General features: G+C 40.5%; 26 protein-coding genes and 1 riboswitch. Of the genes, 9 read left to right on the top strand and 17 right to left on the bottom strand.

Annotated elements, in window-relative coordinates:
- The first annotated feature begins 63 nt into the window (after window positions 1-63).
- Window positions 64-1,056, top strand: coding sequence for a Gfo/Idh/MocA family protein (locus AC0VYO_RS05910; protein WP_475368618.1), 993 nt, complete (start codon window positions 64-66; stop codon window positions 1,054-1,056).
- 453 nt (window positions 1,057-1,509) lie between these two features.
- Here the strand turns inward: AC0VYO_RS05910 and AC0VYO_RS05905 are convergent, their stop codons facing one another.
- The 7 genes from AC0VYO_RS05905 to AC0VYO_RS05875 form a co-directional block, all read right to left on the bottom strand.
- Window positions 1,510-1,836 (bottom strand): hypothetical protein, encoded by a 327-nt coding sequence (locus tag AC0VYO_RS05905; protein WP_475368617.1) that lies wholly within the window; start codon window positions 1,834-1,836, stop codon window positions 1,510-1,512.
- Between the two features lie 5 nt (window positions 1,837-1,841).
- Window positions 1,842-2,054: a helix-turn-helix transcriptional regulator gene (locus AC0VYO_RS05900; protein WP_475368616.1), complete on the bottom strand. Its 213-nt coding sequence runs from the start codon at window positions 2,052-2,054 to the stop codon at window positions 1,842-1,844.
- Between the two features lie 147 nt (window positions 2,055-2,201).
- Window positions 2,202-2,471 carry a hypothetical protein gene (locus AC0VYO_RS05895; RefSeq protein WP_475367465.1) on the bottom strand — a complete coding sequence of 90 codons (270 nt, stop codon included), beginning with the start codon at window positions 2,469-2,471 and terminating at the stop codon, window positions 2,202-2,204.
- Window positions 2,472-2,506: 35 nt separating this feature from the next.
- Entirely contained in the window at window positions 2,507-2,767 is a 261-nt protein-coding gene (locus AC0VYO_RS05890) for a hypothetical protein (RefSeq protein WP_475366860.1), read from the bottom strand.
- 34 nt (window positions 2,768-2,801) lie between these two features.
- Window positions 2,802-3,527, bottom strand: coding sequence for a tubby C-terminal domain-like protein (locus AC0VYO_RS05885; RefSeq protein WP_475366859.1), 726 nt, complete (start codon window positions 3,525-3,527; stop codon window positions 2,802-2,804).
- A 129-nt stretch (window positions 3,528-3,656) separates the two neighbouring features.
- Window positions 3,657-4,034, bottom strand: a complete 378-nt coding sequence (locus AC0VYO_RS05880; protein ID WP_475366858.1) for an iron chaperone — start codon at window positions 4,032-4,034, stop codon at window positions 3,657-3,659.
- A 96-nt stretch (window positions 4,035-4,130) separates the two neighbouring features.
- Complete coding sequence (locus AC0VYO_RS05875) at window positions 4,131-4,274, bottom strand: DUF3953 domain-containing protein (protein ID WP_475367464.1); 144 nt, start codon at window positions 4,272-4,274, stop codon at window positions 4,131-4,133.
- A 489-nt stretch (window positions 4,275-4,763) separates the two neighbouring features.
- Between AC0VYO_RS05875 and AC0VYO_RS05870 the strand changes: the two genes are divergently transcribed.
- Complete coding sequence (locus AC0VYO_RS05870; RefSeq protein ID WP_475368615.1) at window positions 4,764-5,558, top strand: hypothetical protein; 795 nt, start codon at window positions 4,764-4,766, stop codon at window positions 5,556-5,558.
- 56 nt (window positions 5,559-5,614) lie between these two features.
- On the opposite strand, the gene AC0VYO_RS05865 is transcribed toward AC0VYO_RS05870, so the two are convergent.
- Window positions 5,615-7,222, bottom strand: a complete 1,608-nt coding sequence (locus AC0VYO_RS05865; RefSeq protein WP_475366856.1) for a M4 family metallopeptidase — start codon at window positions 7,220-7,222, stop codon at window positions 5,615-5,617.
- Window positions 7,223-7,751: 529 nt separating this feature from the next.
- Between AC0VYO_RS05865 and AC0VYO_RS05860 the strand changes: the two genes are divergently transcribed.
- Complete coding sequence (locus AC0VYO_RS05860; protein WP_475368614.1) at window positions 7,752-8,327, top strand: DUF2087 domain-containing protein; 576 nt, start codon at window positions 7,752-7,754, stop codon at window positions 8,325-8,327.
- Window positions 8,328-8,421: 94 nt separating this feature from the next.
- Here the strand turns inward: AC0VYO_RS05860 and AC0VYO_RS05855 are convergent, their stop codons facing one another.
- The gene (locus AC0VYO_RS05855) at window positions 8,422-9,189 is read right to left on the bottom strand and encodes an SDR family NAD(P)-dependent oxidoreductase (RefSeq protein WP_475368613.1); all 768 of its coding nucleotides are present in this window, start codon (window positions 9,187-9,189) and stop codon (window positions 8,422-8,424) included.
- A gap of 206 nt (window positions 9,190-9,395) precedes the next feature.
- Between AC0VYO_RS05855 and AC0VYO_RS05850 the strand changes: the two genes are divergently transcribed.
- The gene (locus AC0VYO_RS05850) at window positions 9,396-9,974 is read left to right on the top strand and encodes a DNA-3-methyladenine glycosylase (RefSeq protein ID WP_475368612.1); all 579 of its coding nucleotides are present in this window, start codon (window positions 9,396-9,398) and stop codon (window positions 9,972-9,974) included.
- 114 nt (window positions 9,975-10,088) lie between these two features.
- Window positions 10,089-10,838 (top strand): SDR family NAD(P)-dependent oxidoreductase, encoded by a 750-nt coding sequence (locus AC0VYO_RS05845; protein ID WP_475366852.1) that lies wholly within the window; start codon window positions 10,089-10,091, stop codon window positions 10,836-10,838.
- A 141-nt stretch (window positions 10,839-10,979) separates the two neighbouring features.
- Here AC0VYO_RS05845 and AC0VYO_RS05840 read toward each other — a convergent pair whose 3' ends face one another.
- From AC0VYO_RS05840 to AC0VYO_RS05815, 6 genes are all read right to left on the bottom strand, one after another.
- Window positions 10,980-11,852 carry a DMT family transporter gene (locus AC0VYO_RS05840; protein ID WP_475368611.1) on the bottom strand — a complete coding sequence of 291 codons (873 nt, stop codon included), beginning with the start codon at window positions 11,850-11,852 and terminating at the stop codon, window positions 10,980-10,982.
- 235 nt (window positions 11,853-12,087) lie between these two features.
- Window positions 12,088-12,999, bottom strand: coding sequence for an ABC transporter substrate-binding protein (locus tag AC0VYO_RS05835; RefSeq protein WP_430244458.1), 912 nt, complete (start codon window positions 12,997-12,999; stop codon window positions 12,088-12,090).
- 17 nt (window positions 13,000-13,016) lie between these two features.
- Window positions 13,017-13,754, bottom strand: a complete 738-nt coding sequence (locus tag AC0VYO_RS05830) for an ABC transporter permease (protein ID WP_430244460.1) — start codon at window positions 13,752-13,754, stop codon at window positions 13,017-13,019.
- A gap of 4 nt (window positions 13,755-13,758) precedes the next feature.
- Window positions 13,759-14,751, bottom strand: a complete 993-nt coding sequence (locus tag AC0VYO_RS05825) for an ABC transporter ATP-binding protein (RefSeq protein WP_475368610.1) — start codon at window positions 14,749-14,751, stop codon at window positions 13,759-13,761.
- 16 nt (window positions 14,752-14,767) lie between these two features.
- Entirely contained in the window at window positions 14,768-15,421 is a 654-nt protein-coding gene (locus AC0VYO_RS05820; protein WP_475368609.1) for an ABC transporter permease, read from the bottom strand.
- A gap of 489 nt (window positions 15,422-15,910) precedes the next feature.
- The gene (locus AC0VYO_RS05815) at window positions 15,911-16,504 is read right to left on the bottom strand and encodes a superoxide dismutase family protein (RefSeq protein WP_475368608.1); all 594 of its coding nucleotides are present in this window, start codon (window positions 16,502-16,504) and stop codon (window positions 15,911-15,913) included.
- A 276-nt stretch (window positions 16,505-16,780) separates the two neighbouring features.
- On the opposite strand from AC0VYO_RS05815, the gene AC0VYO_RS05810 reads away from it, so the two are divergent.
- Window positions 16,781-17,311 (top strand): YceI family protein, encoded by a 531-nt coding sequence (locus tag AC0VYO_RS05810; protein WP_427391942.1) that lies wholly within the window; start codon window positions 16,781-16,783, stop codon window positions 17,309-17,311.
- A gap of 58 nt (window positions 17,312-17,369) precedes the next feature.
- Here AC0VYO_RS05810 and AC0VYO_RS05805 read toward each other — a convergent pair whose 3' ends face one another.
- Window positions 17,370-17,789 carry a VOC family protein gene (locus tag AC0VYO_RS05805; protein ID WP_475368607.1) on the bottom strand — a complete coding sequence of 140 codons (420 nt, stop codon included), beginning with the start codon at window positions 17,787-17,789 and terminating at the stop codon, window positions 17,370-17,372.
- A 213-nt stretch (window positions 17,790-18,002) separates the two neighbouring features.
- Between AC0VYO_RS05805 and AC0VYO_RS05800 the strand changes: the two genes are divergently transcribed.
- Window positions 18,003-18,566: a CBO0543 family protein gene (locus AC0VYO_RS05800; RefSeq protein WP_475368606.1), complete on the top strand. Its 564-nt coding sequence runs from the start codon at window positions 18,003-18,005 to the stop codon at window positions 18,564-18,566.
- A 25-nt stretch (window positions 18,567-18,591) separates the two neighbouring features.
- Here the strand turns inward: AC0VYO_RS05800 and AC0VYO_RS05795 are convergent, their stop codons facing one another.
- Complete coding sequence (locus AC0VYO_RS05795; RefSeq protein ID WP_475368605.1) at window positions 18,592-20,124, bottom strand: FAD-dependent oxidoreductase; 1,533 nt, start codon at window positions 20,122-20,124, stop codon at window positions 18,592-18,594.
- A 135-nt stretch (window positions 20,125-20,259) separates the two neighbouring features.
- Window positions 20,260-20,343: riboswitch (cyclic di-GMP riboswitch) on the top strand.
- An 11-nt stretch (window positions 20,344-20,354) separates the two neighbouring features.
- On the opposite strand from AC0VYO_RS05795, the gene AC0VYO_RS05790 reads away from it, so the two are divergent.
- Window positions 20,355-20,996, top strand: coding sequence for an HD-GYP domain-containing protein (locus AC0VYO_RS05790; RefSeq protein ID WP_430244473.1), 642 nt, complete (start codon window positions 20,355-20,357; stop codon window positions 20,994-20,996).
- A gap of 58 nt (window positions 20,997-21,054) precedes the next feature.
- Complete coding sequence (gene sda / locus AC0VYO_RS05785) at window positions 21,055-21,222, top strand: sporulation histidine kinase inhibitor Sda (protein WP_430244475.1); 168 nt, start codon at window positions 21,055-21,057, stop codon at window positions 21,220-21,222.
- The last annotated feature ends 65 nt before the right edge of the window (window positions 21,223-21,287 follow it).

Genomic DNA, 21,287 nt, shown 5'->3' with positions numbered 1-21,287 from the left:
TATTTCTCCACCTCATAATGGTATTCTTATACCGATAATAGCTTACATAAAAGGAGCCTACATATGACGAACCCATCTATTTGCGTGATTGGCGCAGGCTTTCATGCAACGACGAACATTTATCCCGCTCTTGTCGAAACAGGTGCATTGATTACGGCTGTTGCTACACGAAACTTAGAACGCTCAGAGCAAACACTCCTTCGTTTTGGAAGCAAAGGAACGCCGTATGATAATCACAAGAAAATGCTAGAACAAGAATCATGTGACGGCGTCATCGTTGTCGCACAGCCAACAGACCAGGCAGCCCTTGTTATGGACTGTATTCAAGCAGGAAAGAATGTATATGTCGAAAAGCCGCTCGGCATGACAACGGAAGAGTCAGAACTAGCGGCAGATGCTGCGGAGAAAGCTGGCGTAAAGCTCATGGTTGGCTTTATGAAGCGCTATGCGCCGATTTATGAGCAGCTTCACTCGCTTATTACAAGTGAAGAACTAGGATCAGTTCGTTCATTCGAAGCACGATTCGCCGTTGATACAACACCCTTTTGCCAGAATGATGAAGAATTCCTAAAGTTTGCTGCCATTCACATCGTTGATTTAGTTCGCTACCTATTTGGAGAAACAGCAGCTGTAAGTGGATTTAAAAATAGCTCAAGTTCACACGTCAATCAAAGCATTAGTCTTCAATTCGAAAGCGGAACAGTCGGCACCCTTTCGTTCACCGGAATGACAGCCTGGTCTAGAGAAAGCGAGAAACTGACGGTTACGTTTGATCACGGGTTCGCCTCAGCCGATGAGATTCACACCCTAACCGTGCACAAATCTCAACCCTTTAACGAACTCCCGTGGAAAGCACCGGCTGAATCCGATTCCGTCTACAGCCCTTCCGCCTCAACGATGTCAGGCTCTATGAGAGATCTCTATCTCCGCGGCTTTGTCGGTGAAATGCAACACTTCGTCTCATGCTGTACAACAAATGAGACGCCCCGCTCAGATGGAAAAGATAACATTCGTACGATGGCGTTGATCGATCGGATTTTGAAGACGTTAAAGTAAGTTAAATTCCTAACATTGCATTTCTTTAGGATATAAACATATAAAACCCCGTAACTAGATAAACGTGTTACGGGGTTTTTCAACCCATTCTTTCAAATTCTCTGACCTGAACCTTTATTCCCGTCTCTTTTTTCTCTCAACCAGAGCAAATATCAACAGAGCAATGGTTAATACCATCATGACCATGTATAGCCAGGGAAAGCTAATGTTCCCAAAATAATCTAGACTCATGACGATAACATTCAAAAACATTAGTAAGATAAAGGCAATATCACTTTTGTAAGGCTTCCGTTTTTCAAAAAATAAGCTCATAAAAAATCATTCTCGCTTTCATATAATATTAACGACTATATCTTAAAGAAAATTAATTTCTAAAAAGTGAGCAACTCCATTTAATACTGTATATAGGAATGCCTTTTTCTATTTCTTTTAAAAGCAATCTAGATTTATCACTTAGGAATAACGAAAATACGAAGTTACCGCTCCCATACCATATCCAACGGCAGCAATTAGAAGGATATCTCCCCCATTCGAAAAGAAAGCAATAGATTGGAATTTCGTAGGATCTGTGAAACCGTCCAAGAATGGCAACAAGTTCGTTAATCGAATCAAGGCATATAGCATAATAACTTGCCAACTCGACATTGCGGCATCTCTTAATATTTTCTTTTGACGTTCATCTTCCTTTGAAAAGCCAGTCTCATCACCTGATACTCTTTTCGTTGAAACAATGATCACTGACATGATACATCCCATAATCAGAACAAGAATGATATCCATTGCATTTATCCCCTTTTCTTTAGCGTTTTTTGATAGTTAAAGAGTGAATCTACTGTTGTTTCTAGAGCTAAAGCAATAGCAAATGCCAATTCTAAACTTGGATCATACTTATTGTTTTCAATAGCATTGATCGTCTGTCTGCTGACTTGACACAATTCCGCTAACTTCCCTTGTGAGATTCCACTACCTTCTCTTAAAATCTTAATGCTGTTCTTCACCTTTGATCTCTATCCCTTCTATCTATCCTGTCAAATTCCTTTTACACCTTATATGTTAATAAAAACCAGAAAATGTGTCAAATACTTTTGACACATTTTCTGGTTTCATTGATAAACTAGCCTATAAAAATACAACCTAAATTTACTTCAAACCCCGTCCACATACTCCTTCGCTTCCAACAGCGATAACCCAAATACTTCTCGCGCTTTTTTCACGGCTTCTACCGTTTTTCCTTCCTTCATGAGTTCTCGCAATTCATCATTAATCGGATGTTCAGGTAAATCCATATGCTGAGCCATACGATTTAAGTGATCGTGCATACTTTTCATTCGTACGCTAAGGCTATTCATTTGAGAACTTACTCGAAAAACGAGATAAAAAACAGCTGCTAACAAGCCTACAAGTGCAATCTCCATCACGTCAACATTCCCCCATTCCTCATTTCAAACAGCTATAAATACAACCATACTGATAGCACACTGAACACAACGATAAATAAACCGTGTCCTAACCAGCGATATTTCCTATGAATACCAACCCGGCTTTCTAAATGTCTAAAGTACATGGCACAGCACGAAAGTCCTAAGAAACCGATCCAGAAGCCTTGTTGATCATCGTAAACGATGGCTAGCTTGATTATTCCTAATCCTACAAACGCCATGCCAACAGATCCTATCGCAGTATAAAAAAGCAATCCTAAATGATTGTTCACAAGCTTCACCACCAAAGCACTTTTTAAAACTAGCTCACTGACTAAAATGATAGTTAAATAGCACAAATCCCATAAATAAAACGTCAGCTTCTTCCTTATATGTATCTACCATATCTAACTCGTAAATCGAATTTCCTAATTCCGCTCTTTTCCCTTCAGCAATCTTATGGTCATCTCTACGAATCACTGTTTTAGACCCAATTCCAAATGACTGATAATGATAGGTGTGATCATAATAATTAAGATAGAGACTTTCCTTTAACTTGGCGACATTTTTGACTGAGTAGTCCATTTGAATGCTGCCTACTTCATCGTTATTGGAGAAAATCAGCCATTCATTTGTTCCGCGAATGCTATTTTCATTTTTACCTTTTAAAACGATGTGATGACCATCTTCTGACGAAAACGCTAGATTAAGAAACCATCTTCCTGGGCTGTCCATAATATCTGCGACAACTCGCTTCCACGGCTTGTGATAAAATCGCTTGTATTCTCCAACAAGTTCCTGTCCGTCAAACACTCGCTTCGGCGCTGCTGAGACTCGATCTCCTAAGCGTGTCACCATACGTTCTTCATCCGCTTCTGGCTGAAAAGCAAGATCCTTTTTATGCTGCCACTTCATCACAAAAAGAATCAATATAGCCGCCACCGGAAAAACCATTAGCAACAAGAGCTGATTCATCTCGAATTTCCCTAGAAACAAATAACGTAGAGCTAACCCTATAAACCCTACAACAAATAGTAAAAGTAGTTTACCCAAAATGAACTCCTTTCTCGCCAAACACAATCCAATGATTAACAAAATTTCCATTTTTGTTACACTACTACTTACGAATCGATTTAATGAAAGTTTCACACCTTATCACAGGCTAGCCCTTATCCCCACCCTCTAACAAGAAAGATCCTCACCAGCTCGCCATTGATTAATCGCTTCTTTCACAAATTCCTCCACGCCGCTTTCCTGTAAATCAATTGATTTTTTAATCCGGATACATCCTTTCCCACAATCCAAACCATTCAATAATTCACTTGCTCGATCAATTTTCTTAATATCTCCTACATAAAGGCTTACATAGGACTTTTGAGCATTAAGATTAAACAACACGCTCGATTTCCCCTTATAGCAAAGCATTTTATATTGAATGCCTTCTTCAAGCTCTGGAGCATTTTCGAGTATATACTGTCGTACTGTAAGGAGCTTTTCCTTCCTCCAATCATCCTCTAGCTTTTCGAAATATTCCTCTGGTGTTTTCGCTTCATATTGCATGGTTCATCTCCTTCTTATTTTTAAAATAAGTCACCGCACTAGCAAGAAAGATTGAATTGCTCCCGTGCCTCCACTTTCGTAAAGCGCTTAAAAACACTAACCTATTAGATAACTCTTGATAGATACATAAAAATTAAAGAGTGCGGTAACGAAAAAGAAATAACCTAAGTAGGGCGTAGCCTCTTTTTTACAACATTCTATCCCCATAACCAACTTAAGACTGCCTAGAAACAGCAGCATATAAGGTATTGCCGCATAATCCTCCGTAATACTCGCATATACAATTATAGAAAACGTTCCGACCGCTAAACCGATCCTAGTTCTTTTTAATATCTCATCCACCTCCTCTTCATACGTACTTCTATCATTTATAAACTAGCTTTCCACCCCTTACGTCTGCTTATTAAAACTCCTAACCCCACGAAGCCAAACCCTATAAGATTCATGAGGAAATTACCGATGTTGCCGAAGTCGTTTACTCTTAATCCTATCAAAAAACTACCTAACAAGATTAGTGGTATCACGATAAAATACCTCAAATGGGCCCCTCCCGTTTGCCATATTAATCATAAAAACCCTCAACCTAAATAATACCATCTTTCGCCAATTATTAGTTTTCATTCGAGACAATTAATGAAAGCACTATCGCACAAATATTTTCGATTAGACCTGGAACCCTCTCTTATTTTCCTTTAAGCTTAATGAAGAAATAAATGAAAGGTTGATTGTTTGAAGAAGTTATTATCCCTGTTTTTAGTATGTTTATTCGTCTTCTTTCCTATAGAAGACACGCTTGCCGCTAATGTGAACAAAGAATTCTCCCTTGAAAAAACGAAAACTTCACCGGAAAACAACCGGCAATCCAATGCTAGAGAATATAGAGAGAAAACAAACACCCTTCTATTATCCACTCAAACTAGTAAAACCACATGGAATAGCGCTGAGACCTCACATAAGCTTTTGACCACACATGTACAGGCACTAGAAAACGGAAAATACCGCGTAAATGTTGTGATGGAATGGAAGAAAGTGCCCAAGAAGCGATTACATGATGTGATTAGCTTCGCTTTGCCTGAGCTTGGAGATGATTACAACATAGAGGCAAACTCGTTAACCGGAAAGCAGCTTGTCGTTGCGGAGAACATTGAAACCGGGGAGACTAGAACGATCGCTTACGAGTATACGAATACCCCGTCGGAAGAGGCAAATTCCTTTTATGTTTCTCCAGCGGAACGAGTCGTTCTAAGTCAAAACTTAAAAAATGACTGGGGCGACTACAAGGTTCGTAGCATCATCCAAACGCTTACTGGTGTGATTCAAGAGAGCGAGGAACTAAATACACATGCTCTTCACGTTAATGGGGGTTATAGTCATCAAATTCACCCTGATGAGAATTGGAGCGTACGCTTATTCCCGTATGAATTCAGCATTGATATCAATCAGTTGGTGAACGGGGATCCTTATCAAACACCCGATTCATTTGATCGTTACCTACAAGCTGAAACGCAGCTCATTATGAAATAACTTTCACTTGCACGCAAAAAAAGAGCTCGCCATGAGCCCTTTTTTTGCGTAAATCTTTATTCAGTAACGCCTACCTGATCCCAGGCTGACGCGACACTATTGTACGTAGTAGATCCGGCGCCGTATAAATCACCTGCTGATTGTAGGAAAGCCGATCTTGCGTCACTAAAGTCACTCGTTGGAGTGAGGTATGTGGTGAGAGCACGGTAATAAATTTGCTCTGCTTTGCTATCCCCAATGCTTTCGATCGTGTAATATGCCGCTTTGTTTGGAATACCACTGTTCGTATGAACGCCACCATTATCTTGAGACGTTTGAACGTAGTCATCCATATGAGACGGCTGGTTGTATGCTTCTGGATTCGATAGACTTCTTAGCGCATCTCCAGGTGTACCAGGCGTATAGACGTCTTCCCCCATAAGATAATCTTCAGGCTCGATAAAATATCCGAACACATCTGACATTGATTCGTTCAGTGCTCCTGATTGGTTACGATACTGTAGTCCCGCTGTGCGTTCTGTTACCGCGTGCGTTATTTCATGACCAACAACATCTAGCGCTGCTGATAATGGAGCAAAAGTGGTCCCATCGCCGTCACCATAAACCATTTGCGTTCCGTCCCAGAAAGCGTTGTTATAGTTTGAGCCATAGTGAACTGTAGAACGAATTGTTGCACCGTTATCATCAAAGCTATCGCGATTATGTGTCGACTCATAATAGTCATAAACAACGCCTGCATTGTAGTGCGCATCAACAGCTGCCGCTTGATCTGAAGAAACAAACTGATTGTCATCATCTGTTACGATCGCGCCAGGAAGGCTTGATCCATTATTCGCACTATACGTCTCTATGAGGCCACCTTTTGTCACGTCACGAAGAAGATAGCTACCATTTTGTGATACTGTATTTAGCGTTTTCTGATCACCCAATACGCCCGTTCCTGTTCCTGTCTCGGCGCCGTCAGCTAGTGCATTATACGCTTCTACAACGGAACCATCGCGAGCATCCACATAGATTTGCCAGTTCGCAGGATAAGGATCAATAAAGTTCAGCTGCACTTTATAAGCAAGAACATAGCGATCGCCGTCCTTATAAACGACTTTTTCTCCCTTATCCGTCATGTTTTTATTATCACGAAGACTTGTTTCAGGTTGTACATCAACATGGTTCCATGCCGTGTTAACCGCTTCTTCCTCAGATACCTTCGCATTCTTACTTCCTTCAAATTTCTTTACAGCGTCTGGATGCAAATTGCCGTTCACGGCTGCAACTTCCCCATCTTTATCTGTATGTACGATGAATGTCGCTCCATCAAGTGGTACTCCATTTACCGTTTGAACATATGTGTAATGAGTCATGCCTAGCTTATCTTTCGATTGATCGATCAGCTTAAGATCATTCTCATTCACCTGGAACAAGGCTTCATTTTCCTGTAGATATTGCTGGACATCTCCTTCACTCGCAACCTTTTGTTCTGATAGTTTACCAGATAAGAAAGATGGCACTTTCCGTTCCTTTTCCCAGCTCTCCTTTACAATCTCCATCTTTTCAAGTGCCTGCTTCTGATCCACATTCAAATCCTTTGGCGATGCGGCTGATGCGGTTGGTAGTGCGCCCCCAAATGCAAGTCCTGTCGCAAGTGCGACGGCGATTCCCTTTTTCAAAAAATCTCCTCCCCTTCTCGGAATGTTTTGAATTTTGAATACACTAGTAGCCTATCATAGAATTTCTGGAGGTTGTATTGGGAAATCCGTAAGACGATACGCCCATATACTCACTATGTTGCCATAACATTTCCCAATAACTTTCTAGAGCTTTACGTGATAAGCTTGGTCTAGAACATTTAATGATTGGAAAAATATTCTTTTTATAGAAATCACATGAAAATCTAACCATCTATCGTCTGATGACTTGATATAATTGAGTGTAAAGGGCAGTCATTTCGTACTACAATCTTGGCACCCTACCATCTAAAAAGTATTTCCCCTTTTAACTCGCAACAAATAATACAAAATACATTTCAATAATAATTATTTCAGTATTATTTCAGAGAAGACAATATAGAGGTTTCTATGTAACGAATTGGAAACCAGTTCAGGCAATATGTGAACGGTTCATTGGTTGACGAACAACTCTAGTTAGATTAGTATCTAATTAGATGATAATCTAACTTATAGAAAGGTGGGTCGTATATTGCAGTTAAACCGATTAGTTAATTTCCATAAAACACTCGGGGATCCAACTCGGATTCGCATTCTTTCGTTGCTCGCTAAAGGTCCTCTCCACGGCCAAGCCATCGCTGGCAAACTTGGATTAAAAGCACCTACGATCACTCATCATATGACGAAATTAAGAGACACCGGCATTGTTTATCCACGTAAGGATAAAAACACCATCTATTACTACATAGATGAGAAGAAATTCCGCTCTTATTCAGAAGCCCTGCCCACTATGCTTTACCAGCCTGACTACGATAAGGAGGACGATTCTGTGAAAACGCAAGCTGTTATTAATAATTTCTTAGCACCAGATGGTACGCTCAAGCACCTCCCTTCTCAACGAAAGAAAAAAATCATTATTCTTAAGCACTTGATCAACGGATTAGAACAAGGGAAAAAGTACCCTGAGAAAGAAATAAATGAGTATATCAAAAAGTTCCATCCCGACTTCGCAACCATTCGTCGAGAATTTATTATCAATCATTTTATGTACCGAGAAAATAACATTTACGAACTAAATCCAGAAGAAATGTGGGCGACGATCGATTAATCGCACGACCATTATTTGAATTCTGTTGAAGGTACTAAGGAATAATTCATTAAAAAAACGGATTCCCTCATAAGTGAGGAAATCCGTTTTCTTTTTACAATCCGTAATTTGTGACGCCACCATCAACGAAAATATTTTGTCCGGTAATGTAGCTTGATCCTTTAGAAGCGAAGTAAAGAACGGATGTTTTCAGTTCATCCAACTCTCCAATTCGTTTCATTGGCGTTCTTTTATTAATCATCTCTTTAAACACTGGGTCTTCTAAGGAATCTTTAATGAAATCCGTCTTAAACATCCATGGACTGATCGCATTTACGGTAATGTTGTTTTCAGCTAATTCGTTAGCTAATTGCTTCGTTAAGTGAATAACGCCTGCTTTACTTGTCCCATAGACTGAGCTGAAGAATAGACTTACATCTCCTGCAACAGAAGCGGTATTAATGATGCGACCATATTCCTGTTTCTTCATATATGGCACAACTGCCTGACTCATAAAGAAGACAGACTTCACATTAGTATCCATCACTTTATCCCAGCCATCTTCGTCGAGATTTTCGATCGTGCCAGGTGCATTCGTTCCTGCATTGTTAACGAGAATATCAATTTGTCCATACTCTTCATTGATTGCTGCGGTTACTTTCTCAATGTCCTGCTTACTTGTCACATCGCATGAATAGGCTTTAACTTCTGCGCCAGTTTGATCAGCGATTTCCGCAGCTGCATTTTCAACCTTTTCTAGTGAACGTCCAAGCAGAACGACTTTTGATCCGCTTTCTGCAAGCGTTTCTGCCATAAGGCGACCGATTCCGCTACCGCCACCAGTTACGATCGAAACTTTCCCGGTGTTTTTAAATAAATCCATGATCTTCACTTCCTTTTATAATCTAGCTTTAATTCATAAGTATGTTGAATGTTTCACAATTTGTATTTCTATGATCCTTTATGAACCATTCGAACCATACGCCGCTCTTCGTTTAGCCAACGTAGGCTTGTGGAAAACTAATGTGTAGAGCTTACAAAAAAAGAAGACCCTCTTTCAACTATAACGACTTACGAAAGGAAACGAACATGTCTATTTTACCTAGAGAATTCTACCAAAAACCGACATTAGAACTAGCGAAGGCTCTCCTCGGATGCGAGTTAGTGAAGGAAACGGATGAAGGAGTTGCCTCCGGTTATATTGTGGAAACAGAAGCATATTTGGGCGCACAGGATCAAGCCGCCCATAGCTTCAACAACAAACGAACGAAACGCACTGAAGTGATGTTCGGGCCTGCAGGGAATGCTTATACGTACGTGATGCACACGCACTGTTTATTCAATGTGGTCAGTGCTGACACCGATGTCCCTGAAGCGATTCTCGTTCGTGCCGTTGAACCTGTTAAAGGATTAGACTTAATGGAGCAGCGAAGACCTGGACGAAAACAAAAGGAATGGACGGATGGTCCCGGAAAATTAACTAAAGCGTTAGGGATTGATCCAAGCGATTATGGGCACGCCTTAGTGCGCCCTCCCCTATATATTCAACATGGCTATACACCAGATCACATCTCTGAAGGAAAACGAATCGGAATTGATAACTCAGGAGAAGCTCGTGACTATCCGTGGAGATTCTGGGTGACTGGAAATCCGTATGTATCGAGGTAGCTCGCAATATGCTTCCCTCAAGTCGCTTTCTTTTATTTTCAAAATCTAAAGGTCTATACTAGTACTATAGCAACAAGATATCATCTTCAATCAACTAATCAGGAGGTTTTATGCATGAGTAAAGTCGCAGTTATTACAGGTGCAGGAAGTGGATTAGGACAAGCAGCTGCTGTTCGTTTAGCAGATGAAGGGATTAATATCGTTGCAGTAGACATTAACGAAGAAGGCGGTAATGAAACGGTCGACCTGGCGAAAAAAGCAGGTGTTGATGCGCTTTTCATAAAAGCTGATGTATCCAAAGCAGATGAAGTAAAGAATTACGTCGACAAAACTGTTGAAGCCTTTGGCTCAATTGATTATTTCTTTAATAACGCCGGCATCTCCGGTAGCGGTGAATATTACTTAAATACGAAAGTAGAAGAAATTGAAAAAATCGTAGACATTAACTTGATGGGCGCCTTATATGGTGTTCGTTACGTAGCTGATGTTATGATCAAAAATGGTGGAGGTTCTATTGTGAACACAGCTTCAAGTGCCGGTGTGATTGGTCAAGATTCTGTAGTCACGTACTCTGCCACAAAGCACGGTATTATTGGACTAACGAAAAGTATCGTAGCTGAATATGCGAAGGACGGATTACGCGCAAACGCAATCGCTCCGGGACCAACGGCAACTCCAATGGTGAAGGACTTCTATGAAGCGAATCCTAAAATGAAAGAAAATGCGGAATCCGGCATTCCTCAGAAGCGTCTCGGTACGCCTGAAGAAGTAGCTGAGCTCGTAACGTTCCTCTTAACTTCAAAAGCGCAATACATCAATGGTGAAGTCATTCGCATCGATGGTGGGTTTACGAATACTAAGTAAGGGTTAGTTAAGATGATAAATAACTACACCCATTTTCATAAGTAGAATATAGAGAGAAAATGGCCGGCACATACGATTGATGTGCCGGCCATTTTTAGTAACAAGATTCTGTTTATCCAGATTACTCCCACTGATCCTTTATTAACTTTTTTGTTTTCGACTCAAAAGTGTAATCGTAATAAGAATGATCACAAGCCCTATACTTTGCGTTAAAGTCAAAACCTCTCCCAAAATAACTAATCCAAATAGGGAAGCCGTAACCGGTTCGACCATCGCGATGATCGCTGCAACGGATGCTGACGTTTTCTTCAAACCTTCTATATATAAGTAGAAAGAAATACCTGCGCCGATGATACCGAGAGTGATGAACCAAATCAGATCCTCTGAAAACAAGGCGTCGAGCGCTTCCTTATGGTCAATAAATAGTAACATAACAATGGTAAATGTCGCAAAAGCCATACTAAGGACAAAAGGCGGGCGGCCTTCTTTAGAAGCGTTCTTAAAACCAAAAATAAACAGAGCGTACGAAAGACCTGATAATAGTCCACTTGTAATTCCAAGAATATTTAAACTGCCAAGTCCCGTTTCATAAACGTTTGTTAATAAACTGATTCCCCCCATCACAATAACCATTGCAATGACCTTAAATGGGGTGACGGTCTCTATTCGAAAAAGAAATGAACTAAACAGCACGAACAGTGGTGCCGTGTACATCAAAGTTGACGCTACCGCTACACCAGATTCCGAAATACTAAGAAAGTAAAAACTGAAATTCCCAGCGACCGCTAATCCTGCTAGTACTGACCACATCATCGTCTTCGTTGAATACTTTATTTTATTTCCTTTTCGATGAAGAAGTAGCCATACAAAAATACAAACAAACCCTATCGATCCTCTATAGAATGAGATCACCAGCGGATCCCAACCTTTATCCATTAATATCCCGGCTAATCCCCCGGAAATCCCCCACAAAACGGCTGCCATGATAACATAGCCTATATTATATAAATGCATTTTATACCCTCCTAAAATGAAGCCTTTATGACCTGTTTGGAGGAAATTCCCACTCTCTTAAACACTAAAACCAAAATCATGCAAACCCGTTCATAATCCATACTTTTTACTACAACGTCATAATAGTTTAATAATTATACGATAACTTAGGAATTCGCCAATAATTGAGCGTATTCTCCATCATACATAAAAAAGCTCATCCTGATTCTTTCTTCAGGATGAGCTTTTATTACTATTATTCATCTAGTAAACCATTCTCTACTAACCAATCATGGGCAACAACAGAGACGCTGTTTCCTTCAATATCGACTTTATAATTCAACTCACGCATAATATCACTGTTTAGTTTTTCACCTAAACGCGCTGTAATTTCTTCCACTTCTGGATACTTTTCGAATACATCCTCATTGATACTAACCGCCGCTCTATATGGCGGGAAGAAGGTTTTATCGTCCTTCAGGGTAACAAGGTCATACTCGACAATAGTAGCATCTGTTTCAAATGCGACCGAGACATCGACCTGCCCATTGTCTAAAGACCTTTGTGTTAAACCAAGATCCATTAGTTTAATTTGACTGGAATCAAATTCAAACCCGTATGTTTTCTCTACGCCAGGCAATCCATCAGGTCGATTCGCAAACTCTGCGTCTGAGGCCATCGTTAGCTCTCCTGGGTTTTCATTCACATACTTCGCTAAATCACTAATCGATTCAATCCCCAATTCTTCTGCCTGCTCTTTCTTCATAGCGAGAGCATAGGTGTTGTTAACATTAGACATGTTCATCCAATGGATATCATTATTCTTGGCATCTAACTCTTTGACCTTCTCAAATGCTTCCACTGGATCAGCAATCGGCTCTTCGCCCATATATGTAATGAGTGCCGTTCCGGTATACTCCCACATCATATCAACCTGACTATTTTCGAGCGCTTTACGAACAACGGTACTCCCCAGGTTGTTCATTTGCTTCACGTCAAACCCTTCCTCCTTTAGAAGAAAAGCGGTCATTTCGGAAAGTAGGTATTGCTCTGTAAAGTTCTTGCCACCAACCGAAATCTGTTTCCCGCCAATCCCTACGCTTGAGCACGAGGCTAGCATGGAAAGGATGGAAATGATTCCGATAATACGAAATAGTTTTCTTTTCATACAAACACCTCCTGTCGTTACGTTTCTTGTGGTGGTCTAGATCCCTTTGGTACAATCTTTCGTTCAAGTAATCGAAGAAGATAGTCTACAAAAATAGCTAGTAAGGTTACTGGAATAGCACCAGAAATTAAATAACCGTTATCAAATAACTGGATGCCGGTAAAGATCCATACGCCTAGTCCGCCACCGCCGACAACATAAGCAAGTGCAGCCGTTCCGATATTTAATACGACGGCTGTACGAATACCTGCAAGAATCGAATACGATGCATTCGGTAATTCAATTCGAAAGAGTATTTGGATTGGCTTCATGCCCATTCCTCTTGCTGCATCGATTAAATTCTCATCGATGGAATCAATTCCCGCAACCGTATTCCGATACATCGGTAACAGCGAGTAGATAAATAGGGCAAATACTGCCGTATTAAATCCGATACCTAGAATACTAATCATCAAAGCAAGAACAGCAAGACTTGGAATCGTTTGACCAAGGTTGACCGTATTTGAAACGACCCACTCGGCTCTTCGAAAGCTTTTACGCGTGACAAGAATACCAACAGGTAGCGCTACGATGACCGCTAAGAAAGAAGAAACAAGTACAAGCTGCATATGCTGCTTCAATAAGTGAAGAAACGTACTAGTTTGACTGAAAATATAGTCAAAATAGCTGTTGCTGATGGCCCAAATAAAGAACACGGCCACTATTCCGTAGACAAGAAAGCTTACAATACGGCTCATAACTTTTTTCTTATTCATCAAATCACCCCTTCTGCACCAGGGTAGGCTTTGCCTTAATTTCAAAATGAAGATACTTTTGAACGAGATCAATCGTAATGGCGCCAAGTTTGTTACCATCATCATCAACTACAATGACTTGATCCGCTTCTTGATTTAGAAGCATGGATAACGTATTTCGTAAATCGTGGTGAACATTAATCGTAATGGTATCTTCAATCGTTTCGTCTTCATTAACAAGACCAATGATTTCTTGAATGTCTTGAATGGTATGAAGACTTAAGCTCTTGATTGCACGGTCTTTCCCGAAGAATTCACGAACAAATTCATTCTTAGGACGAACAAGCATTTCAGATGGCGTATCATATTGCATCACTTCCCCACCGCGCAAAAGAACAATTTTGTCTGCCATTTTAATCGCTTCGTCAATGTCATGACTAACGAAAAGAATTGTTTTCTTTACTTCACGCTGAATTTGAAGAAACTCATCTTGAATTTTCTCACGAATAATCGGATCCAGTGCGCCAAATGGCTCATCCATTAGCATAACGGGCGGGTCAGCTGCTAATGCGCGAATAACACCAATACGCTGCTGCTGTCCTCCAGAAAGCTCATGCGGATAACGTTTACCAAATTTCTCACCGCTTAATCCGATCATTTCCATCAATTTATTAAAACGATTGCGCTTCTCTTTCTTTTTCCAACCTAAAAGGTCGGGAACAATCATCACGTTTTCTTCAATCGTCATATTCGGAAATAGACCATTGCTTTGAATGACGTAGCCAATTTTTCTTCGAAGAGCAATTTGATCTAAAGACATAGAATCTTCACCATCAATAGTGATCTTTCCATCTGAAATCGATTCCAACCGATTCACCATTCGAAGCAGGGTTGTTTTCCCACAGCCTGACGGTCCTAATAAAACCACAATTTGTCCTTTTTCAATGGTGAAGTCTACACCATTCACAGCTGTTACGCCGCCTTCAAATGTTTTGTTTGTTTGATCAAATGTAATCATTTCTTCACCTCACTCCTTAATTCGCAATGCTTTTTGGTGTATAGCGTTTTTGAATCCATAACAAGATACCATCTGCGATCATAGCAAGAATGGCAACGGCAATTGAGCCACTAATAATTAAGTAATTGTCCCCACGTGAAATGCCCTGAGTGATAAGAACACCGAGTCCTCCTGCACCAATATAAGCAGCGATGACACCGATTCCGATGTTAAGTACAACGGCTGTTCGAATACCTGCCATTATGATGGGGAACGCATTCGGAATTTCGACGCGAAGCAGTCGCTGACTCGTTTTCATCCCTAAACCCTTTGCTGCATCTCGCATTTCAGGGTTTACGTTACGAATGGCGGTATATGTATTACGTATAATGGGGAGCTGCGAATACAGAACCAGTGCTACAAAAGCTGGAACAAAACCAATTCCCTGATTGACGATCGAGAAGACCGGAATCATAATACCGAATAAAGCAATACTCGGAATCGTAAGCATGACAGAAGCAATTTGCAGAATCGTCTCAGCTAAATAATCATTTGTTGTTAAGTAAATGCCTAGAGGGACGCCAATGATAAGTGCAACAATGATCGCTAAGCCGACGAGTATCGTGTGCTCAATCGCTAAATCAAAAATACGAGGAGCGTTTACCTCGAGAAATTTCATCCACTTGTCCAATACGATAACCTCCTTTTTCATTCAATTTCATCATTGTATCAAATTAGGTACAAATTACCAACCTACGAACGAACTTTCACCCTCTTTGATCAACTGTCTTTTCACTCGTATTAACAAACATTTGTTTATACGAATGAGAAAGTTTCATTTCAGCTTTCCTTTGGAAGGCAAAACAAATGTTTTCGAGTTAACTCTATCTTAATACCCTAATATCAAAGTACTAACCCTGAATTTTCTGCGAATTTTTAATTTTCATGTATGAAAATCTTACATTTTAATAAAGTAGCGCTCTCCCACCACGGAATCAGTGGCTTTTGCGATGCTTATCGCTGTATATTGGCTATAATATGATTTTATTGTCCAAACAACAAATAAGGGCGGCTCACAAACGCCCTTCCTCCTACTTGTCCTCTGTTTTCCATAGCTTGAAATACATAAAAAAGGATCCACGGCTCAAAACCCATGAAATCCTTTTTCACCTTTTCTCACTTATTCACCTATCACACCGCACGCAATTCGATCTCCGGCATCTCCTGATGGCTGTGATTCCATATCATCTGCACCGGCATGAATGACGATGGCTGTTCCGCCTTCTTTTAGCAGCGAATTTTCTTCTCCTGCTTTTAGGGTTACTTTATCATTCATAATATCGGTTTGTAGTGTTCCGTCTTCGGCCACTTGGATATTTTCCATATCTCCTGCGTGTGGTCCATTTTCGGATTCCGTACCGTGATCCATATCACCGGGATTATAATGACCGCCTGCCGATTTGAAATCTGGCGCTTCACATGATCCAGTCTCATGAATATGAAAACCGTGCTCTCCTTCTGGTAAATCACTAACATCAAGACTGATCATCGTTGCGCCGTCATGTTCCATCAACTCGGCCGTCCCAATCTCTTCATCGTCCTGATTCTTCATAGTCACAGTGATCGTATCCATTTGCTCCTGCTCGCTTTCACCAGCATTTTCCGTTGTCGTTTCAGGTTCGTTATCTGTTGTTCCTTCTTCGTTACCTCCTCCACAGGCGGCTAACACAAGTAGTACACTCATCATTAGTAAAAGAATCGTCCATCTTTTCATCGAAACAGCTCCTTTTCTCCCTTTATACTTACCATCATGACACCACTTTCCATTCAGTAAACCCGACAAATCCAAATTCCTTCCAATTAACTACCGGATTATGACTAAAAAGAGGCTTTAGTATGAGGCAAGACGTTTCAAACGTGGATAAAAAGTTGCACGAAATATTGAAAGAATATTTATAATATCTTAACTTAAAGTATCTTGACTTCGAGATAAATTTACGTTATCTTTAATCTATACTAAAAAGCAACAATCCTGAGGAGGAATTTTTCAATGGCTACTTTAACACTAGATAAGGTTCACAGCAGTTTAGATTTTCAAATCAAGCATATGATGGTTTCAAAAGCAAAAGGTGAATTTACTGACTTTGACGTCGATTTCAACGGCGATCTTGATAACCTGACTTCCGCAAACATTAAAGTCACTATCTCTGTAAAATCAATCGATACAGGTAACGAAGATCGTGACGGTCATCTTCGCTCTGGCGATTTCTTTGAAGCAGATCAATACCCAAATATGGTATTCCAAAGTAAGTCTATTGCAAAGAAAGATGATGGAGAGTATGACGTTACTGGCGACTTTACTATTAAAGGCGTAACGAAAGAAGAAACGTTCACGGTCGAATACAATGGCAAATCAAAAAGCCCACTTGACGGTAGCACAGTAGCTGGTTTTGACGTTTCCGGTAAGGTGAATCGTGAAGCTTACGGCATGACGTATAATGCAGCGATGGAAACAGGAGGGTTCTTGCTTGGGAAAGACGTGAAATTCGAAGGTAACTTTGAGTTTGTCGTTGCAGAATAAGTGAAAGCATACGGAAACACCTCATCCCCTAACGGATGAGGTGTTTTGGTTTATGAAGCTATTCTCCCTGCTCAATTGCACTTTCATCCATATGCATCACTTCCCACAAGTGCCCATCAATGTCCTGAAAACTCCAGGCATACATAAATCCATGATCGATGGGATCATTCGAAGCTTTTCCTCCAGCTGCAAGCGCACGATTCACCATTTGATCCACCTCATCATTGCTTTCTGCAGAAAGGGCCATAATGACTTCCGTTGATTCTCTGGCGTTCGTAAGATTCTTCTTCGTGAATGTCTTGAAGAACTCCTCTACAAGTAACATGACAAATGTATTTTCATTGATCACCATGCACGTCGCATTCTCATCCGTAAACTGTGGATTAAATTCAAAGCCAATTTCAGAGAAAAAAGCGATGGATTTATCGAGATCCTTGACCGGTAAATTCACAAACACGTGCTTCGCCGTTTGAGCCATTCGATCACACTCCTTAGAAAAATGAAATACCTCCTCTATTCATTTCGCTATGAAACCTCAAACTCCTTATCCATTTCCCAAAAGTTTTTATGACGCATAAGAAAAATGAATCAACACGTTCACCGTACACAGCCTTCCTTTAAGAAAATTTCTACAGAACGTAATAACAACTATTTGTCCGATGAATACTACCCCATAAAGGTGGTGTTCATCATGGATCGACAACAGCAGTTTGATCAACTTGTATCGTTGCGAAGAGAGCTTGAAGAGAAAGCGAATCATTATTGGCAAAGTTATTCTGACTATACAACCTGGCAGTTCTGGCTTATTTTAGCGTTCATCTTCGTACCGCTTATTATCCTTTATTTTCGAATCGATCGACGCAAAATTTTTCTGCTCGGATTTTTTGGGTATTCCGTTCATGTCATAGCTGCTTATGTGGATGCATTAGGTGTTCGTAAATCCTGGTGGGACTACCCTTATATTGCGATTCCGCAATTACCTGCAAGCATTAGTATCGATGGGGCTCTTGTCCCTGTATACTTTATTTTGCTTTATCAGTGGTGCTTATCACATAAGAAAAACTATTGGTTATATGGCACGCTTTCTGCTTTAGGATTCACATTTATTTTCAAACCGATTTTAATTTGGCTCGACCTCTTTAAGTTATACACGAATTGGTTTGTTTTATTAGGGGCTTACTTATTCGTTATATATGTAGCAAAAGTGATTACCGATATTTTCATCACAATGTCTAAACAAAGCAGGGAGACTTAAGGACAAAAATAACTGAACTTTGCACTTAAGTCTCCTTATATAAAGATAAAATATTGAATTTTGATACGTACTGCTTCAATCTTTCCACTTTCTGTTCACTATCCGCTAAGGCTACATAACCATCCGGACGGATCAGGTACAGCGCATTTTCCTGCAATCCTTTTTTCGTCATTGCTTTTTCAAAGCTAAACTCATATAGAGCATATCCAGATACCCTGGCAAAATCCTTAACGGCTTCATTTGCCTGACCATATACGTGAAGCTGCCAATCCATTGACTTAAGCGCTCCATAATTATTGCATGAATTTGTTTGAATCCATGGCAGGCGATCTCCACCATGAACTTCCCCCGCTGTACCATCACTAAGATGACTTTCGCGATAATGAATGTTGATTTGAGAAAGCCTTCTAAAGGCTGCTTTTCGAGCAATTGAAAAGGAACGAAGCGCAAATGGAGCCACGTTCGGTATAACGATTTTGCGCAGTAATCTGCTCGTCATGTGATCGCCTATAATAGAAGTAAATGCTCGATCTGTTGTATCGATTAGCGTTCTCGCAAAGCCAATGCGCTCCTTTTCAAACGTATCAAGAATAGCTTCATCCGCTTTCTGAAGCAGCACTGCGGCTAGCTTCCACGCTAAGTTCACCGCGTCCCCAATCCCGGTGTTCATGCCCTGTCCGCCAGCCGGGCTATGAATGTGCCCAGCATCTCCGGCAATAAAGGCACGTCCTTTTCTAAAATGACTGCTAACGCGATGATGAACTTTGTACGTTTGGAACCAGTTCACATGCTGAATCGTTATGCCTGTTCTCTGCTCGATCAGCGACTGGAAATCCTTGAACGCAACTGAGCTTTGATCGGTTAAATGGCGAGGAACTATTCCAATAATCCGCTCCATTCCCGTGCTTCTAACTGGCATGAACAGGTAAAAGGTGTCAGAATCTAAATACACATTTAAACTACTTTCAGATAACTGGCCAGTGTTCGCTTTAACATCTGCCACAAAAAACAGTTCCTCATACGTTCCACCTGGAAAATCAAAAGCAACTTCTCTTCGAACGGTACTGTGTGCTCCATCACACCCGCATATATATGAAAACTCACTCCGCTCTTCCTTATTATCTTTTTTAATAACGGCTTGAACATGGTCCCCTTCATCCATAAATGAAACCAACTCTGTCTTCCATTCTACCTCAACGCCTTCGTCGGCTAATTTGTTAATTAGCAGCTGCTCGTGATCATCTTGCGGATAGCTTAGGGCAAATGGGAAAGGACTTAATCCTTTTCCAAGATCGTGAAAATTGATGTTGGCTTTTGCTTTCATTCCTTCTCGAAATTGGATAGACTTCACTTTAATCCCCCGGTGGATGACTTCTTCCGCGAAGCCCATTTGGTTATAAAATTCTAGGGTTCTAGCGTGTACAATTAGCGCACGCGATGCTTCTCCGGGTCCCTCATTTTTCTCGATGATCCGAAATGAAACTCCATATTTCGCTAGGTGGAGTGCTAATACAAGACCCGTAGGACCTGCGCCAACAATTAGTACGTCAGAACTCATTTCTCAATCTCCTTTCATTGGCATTCCAAATAAAAAAACTGAAAAATCAAAGAAAACAGTTAACAAATTCACCTTTTTATGGTATTTATTATATAAGTATATCCTTATGTCAAGATACCTCAGTAAGAGAACCACAAAAAAAGAGAATGCGATGAACTATCATTCTAGCCTGGGCACTTGAGTGATAGGGAGCAAGTAGTGCAACCGGCTCCTTAAAAAGGAGAATGAACATGGAAAAGTGTACATTGTACGGGCACGCTAATTTATTTTCATCACACACACTGCGAATGATGGAACTCCTAAGACGTCACGACCCTCATAGCTTTCTCCATTCAGTACAAACTACGAGCTACTTCATTGATTTCTGTTTGCATTACAATTTCCGATCACTGTTGAAACGGCGCTTTCTTGAGTCTGTTTTGCTACATGACATCGGTAAACTACTTGTCCCAACAGAAATTCTTCAAAAAAAGAGCCCACTAACCCTTTATGAGAAAGAGTATGTCGAGCGGCATCCAGAGTTTGGAATAGAGCTACTTAATGATTTTCCAGAGATTGATATTGAGCCGTCTCTTATACTAAATCATCATGAGAATAGCGATGGTACTGGCTATCCTTATCAATTACAATATGAGCAAATTCCTCGATCTGTTTCGATTCTTCGAGTCATCGATAGCTTCATTGCGATGACGTCTGATCGAGCTTATCGTCCAAAACGTTCTGACCAATCAGCCATTCATGAAATTAACGTTCATCGGAATAACTTCTATGAGCCATCCACTACCTCCTTGTTTATCTCTTATTTGGAAAAACGGCTAAAAGGGAAAAAGGTTCTGCTTCATTATTTTGATTATGCCAAACGTCAAAATTAAGCAGCGCTATTCAATAACCGTTTAAACAAAACCAAATACAACAGGGAGGGCGAATAGATTGCGACTCTTATCAACTAAGGATTTACTAATTGCATTTTGTGATGCGTATACTCTTCAATTAGATGAAGCTTTTATTGAAATGTTAACGAGCGAAATCATCCGAAGAGGCATCAATCCTCCCCAAACACGTACGGAGTGTTACGAACAAATCGCCAATTTCACTTGATGAGACAGCCTCTCATGACGCTATATAAAAAAAGCTTATCTGGTCACAACTGGCCAATAAGCTTT

This window comes from Anaerobacillus sp. 63XJN7_4_ISO-PGPR-S23-413 (genome assembly GCF_056173725.1).
Note: the sequence above shows the minus strand (reverse complement) of the source record. Positions and strands in the feature narration are given on the sequence as shown.

What these genes read in the sequence shown, in the direction of transcription:
- AC0VYO_RS05910 (WP_475368618.1), top strand. Translation starts at nt 64, where the DNA reads ATGACGAACCCATCTATTTGCGTGATTGGCGCAGGCTTTCATGCAACG.
- AC0VYO_RS05905 (WP_475368617.1), bottom strand. Translation starts at nt 1,836, where the DNA reads ATGGATATCATTCTTGTTCTGATTATGGGATGTATCATGTCAGTGATC.
- AC0VYO_RS05895 (WP_475367465.1), bottom strand. Translation starts at nt 2,471, where the DNA reads ATGGAGATTGCACTTGTAGGCTTGTTAGCAGCTGTTTTTTATCTCGTT.
- AC0VYO_RS05880 (WP_475366858.1), bottom strand. Translation starts at nt 4,034, where the DNA reads ATGCAATATGAAGCGAAAACACCAGAGGAATATTTCGAAAAGCTAGAG.
- AC0VYO_RS05875 (WP_475367464.1), bottom strand. Translation starts at nt 4,274, where the DNA reads ATGCTGCTGTTTCTAGGCAGTCTTAAGTTGGTTATGGGGATAGAATGT.
- AC0VYO_RS05855 (WP_475368613.1), bottom strand. Translation starts at nt 9,189, where the DNA reads ATGGATTTATTTAAAAACACCGGGAAAGTTTCGATCGTAACTGGTGGC.
- AC0VYO_RS05850 (WP_475368612.1), top strand. Translation starts at nt 9,396, where the DNA reads ATGTCTATTTTACCTAGAGAATTCTACCAAAAACCGACATTAGAACTA.
- AC0VYO_RS05845 (WP_475366852.1), top strand. Translation starts at nt 10,089, where the DNA reads ATGAGTAAAGTCGCAGTTATTACAGGTGCAGGAAGTGGATTAGGACAA.
- AC0VYO_RS05840 (WP_475368611.1), bottom strand. Translation starts at nt 11,852, where the DNA reads ATGCATTTATATAATATAGGCTATGTTATCATGGCAGCCGTTTTGTGG.
- AC0VYO_RS05835 (WP_430244458.1), bottom strand. Translation starts at nt 12,999, where the DNA reads ATGAAAAGAAAACTATTTCGTATTATCGGAATCATTTCCATCCTTTCC.
- AC0VYO_RS05830 (WP_430244460.1), bottom strand. Translation starts at nt 13,754, where the DNA reads ATGAATAAGAAAAAAGTTATGAGCCGTATTGTAAGCTTTCTTGTCTAC.
- AC0VYO_RS05825 (WP_475368610.1), bottom strand. Translation starts at nt 14,751, where the DNA reads ATGATTACATTTGATCAAACAAACAAAACATTTGAAGGCGGCGTAACA.
- AC0VYO_RS05815 (WP_475368608.1), bottom strand. Translation starts at nt 16,504, where the DNA reads ATGAAAAGATGGACGATTCTTTTACTAATGATGAGTGTACTACTTGTG.
- AC0VYO_RS05810 (WP_427391942.1), top strand. Translation starts at nt 16,781, where the DNA reads ATGGCTACTTTAACACTAGATAAGGTTCACAGCAGTTTAGATTTTCAA.
- AC0VYO_RS05805 (WP_475368607.1), bottom strand. Translation starts at nt 17,789, where the DNA reads ATGGCTCAAACGGCGAAGCACGTGTTTGTGAATTTACCGGTCAAGGAT.
- AC0VYO_RS05800 (WP_475368606.1), top strand. Translation starts at nt 18,003, where the DNA reads ATGGATCGACAACAGCAGTTTGATCAACTTGTATCGTTGCGAAGAGAG.
- AC0VYO_RS05795 (WP_475368605.1), bottom strand. Translation starts at nt 20,124, where the DNA reads ATGAGTTCTGACGTACTAATTGTTGGCGCAGGTCCTACGGGTCTTGTA.
- AC0VYO_RS05790 (WP_430244473.1), top strand. Translation starts at nt 20,355, where the DNA reads ATGGAAAAGTGTACATTGTACGGGCACGCTAATTTATTTTCATCACAC.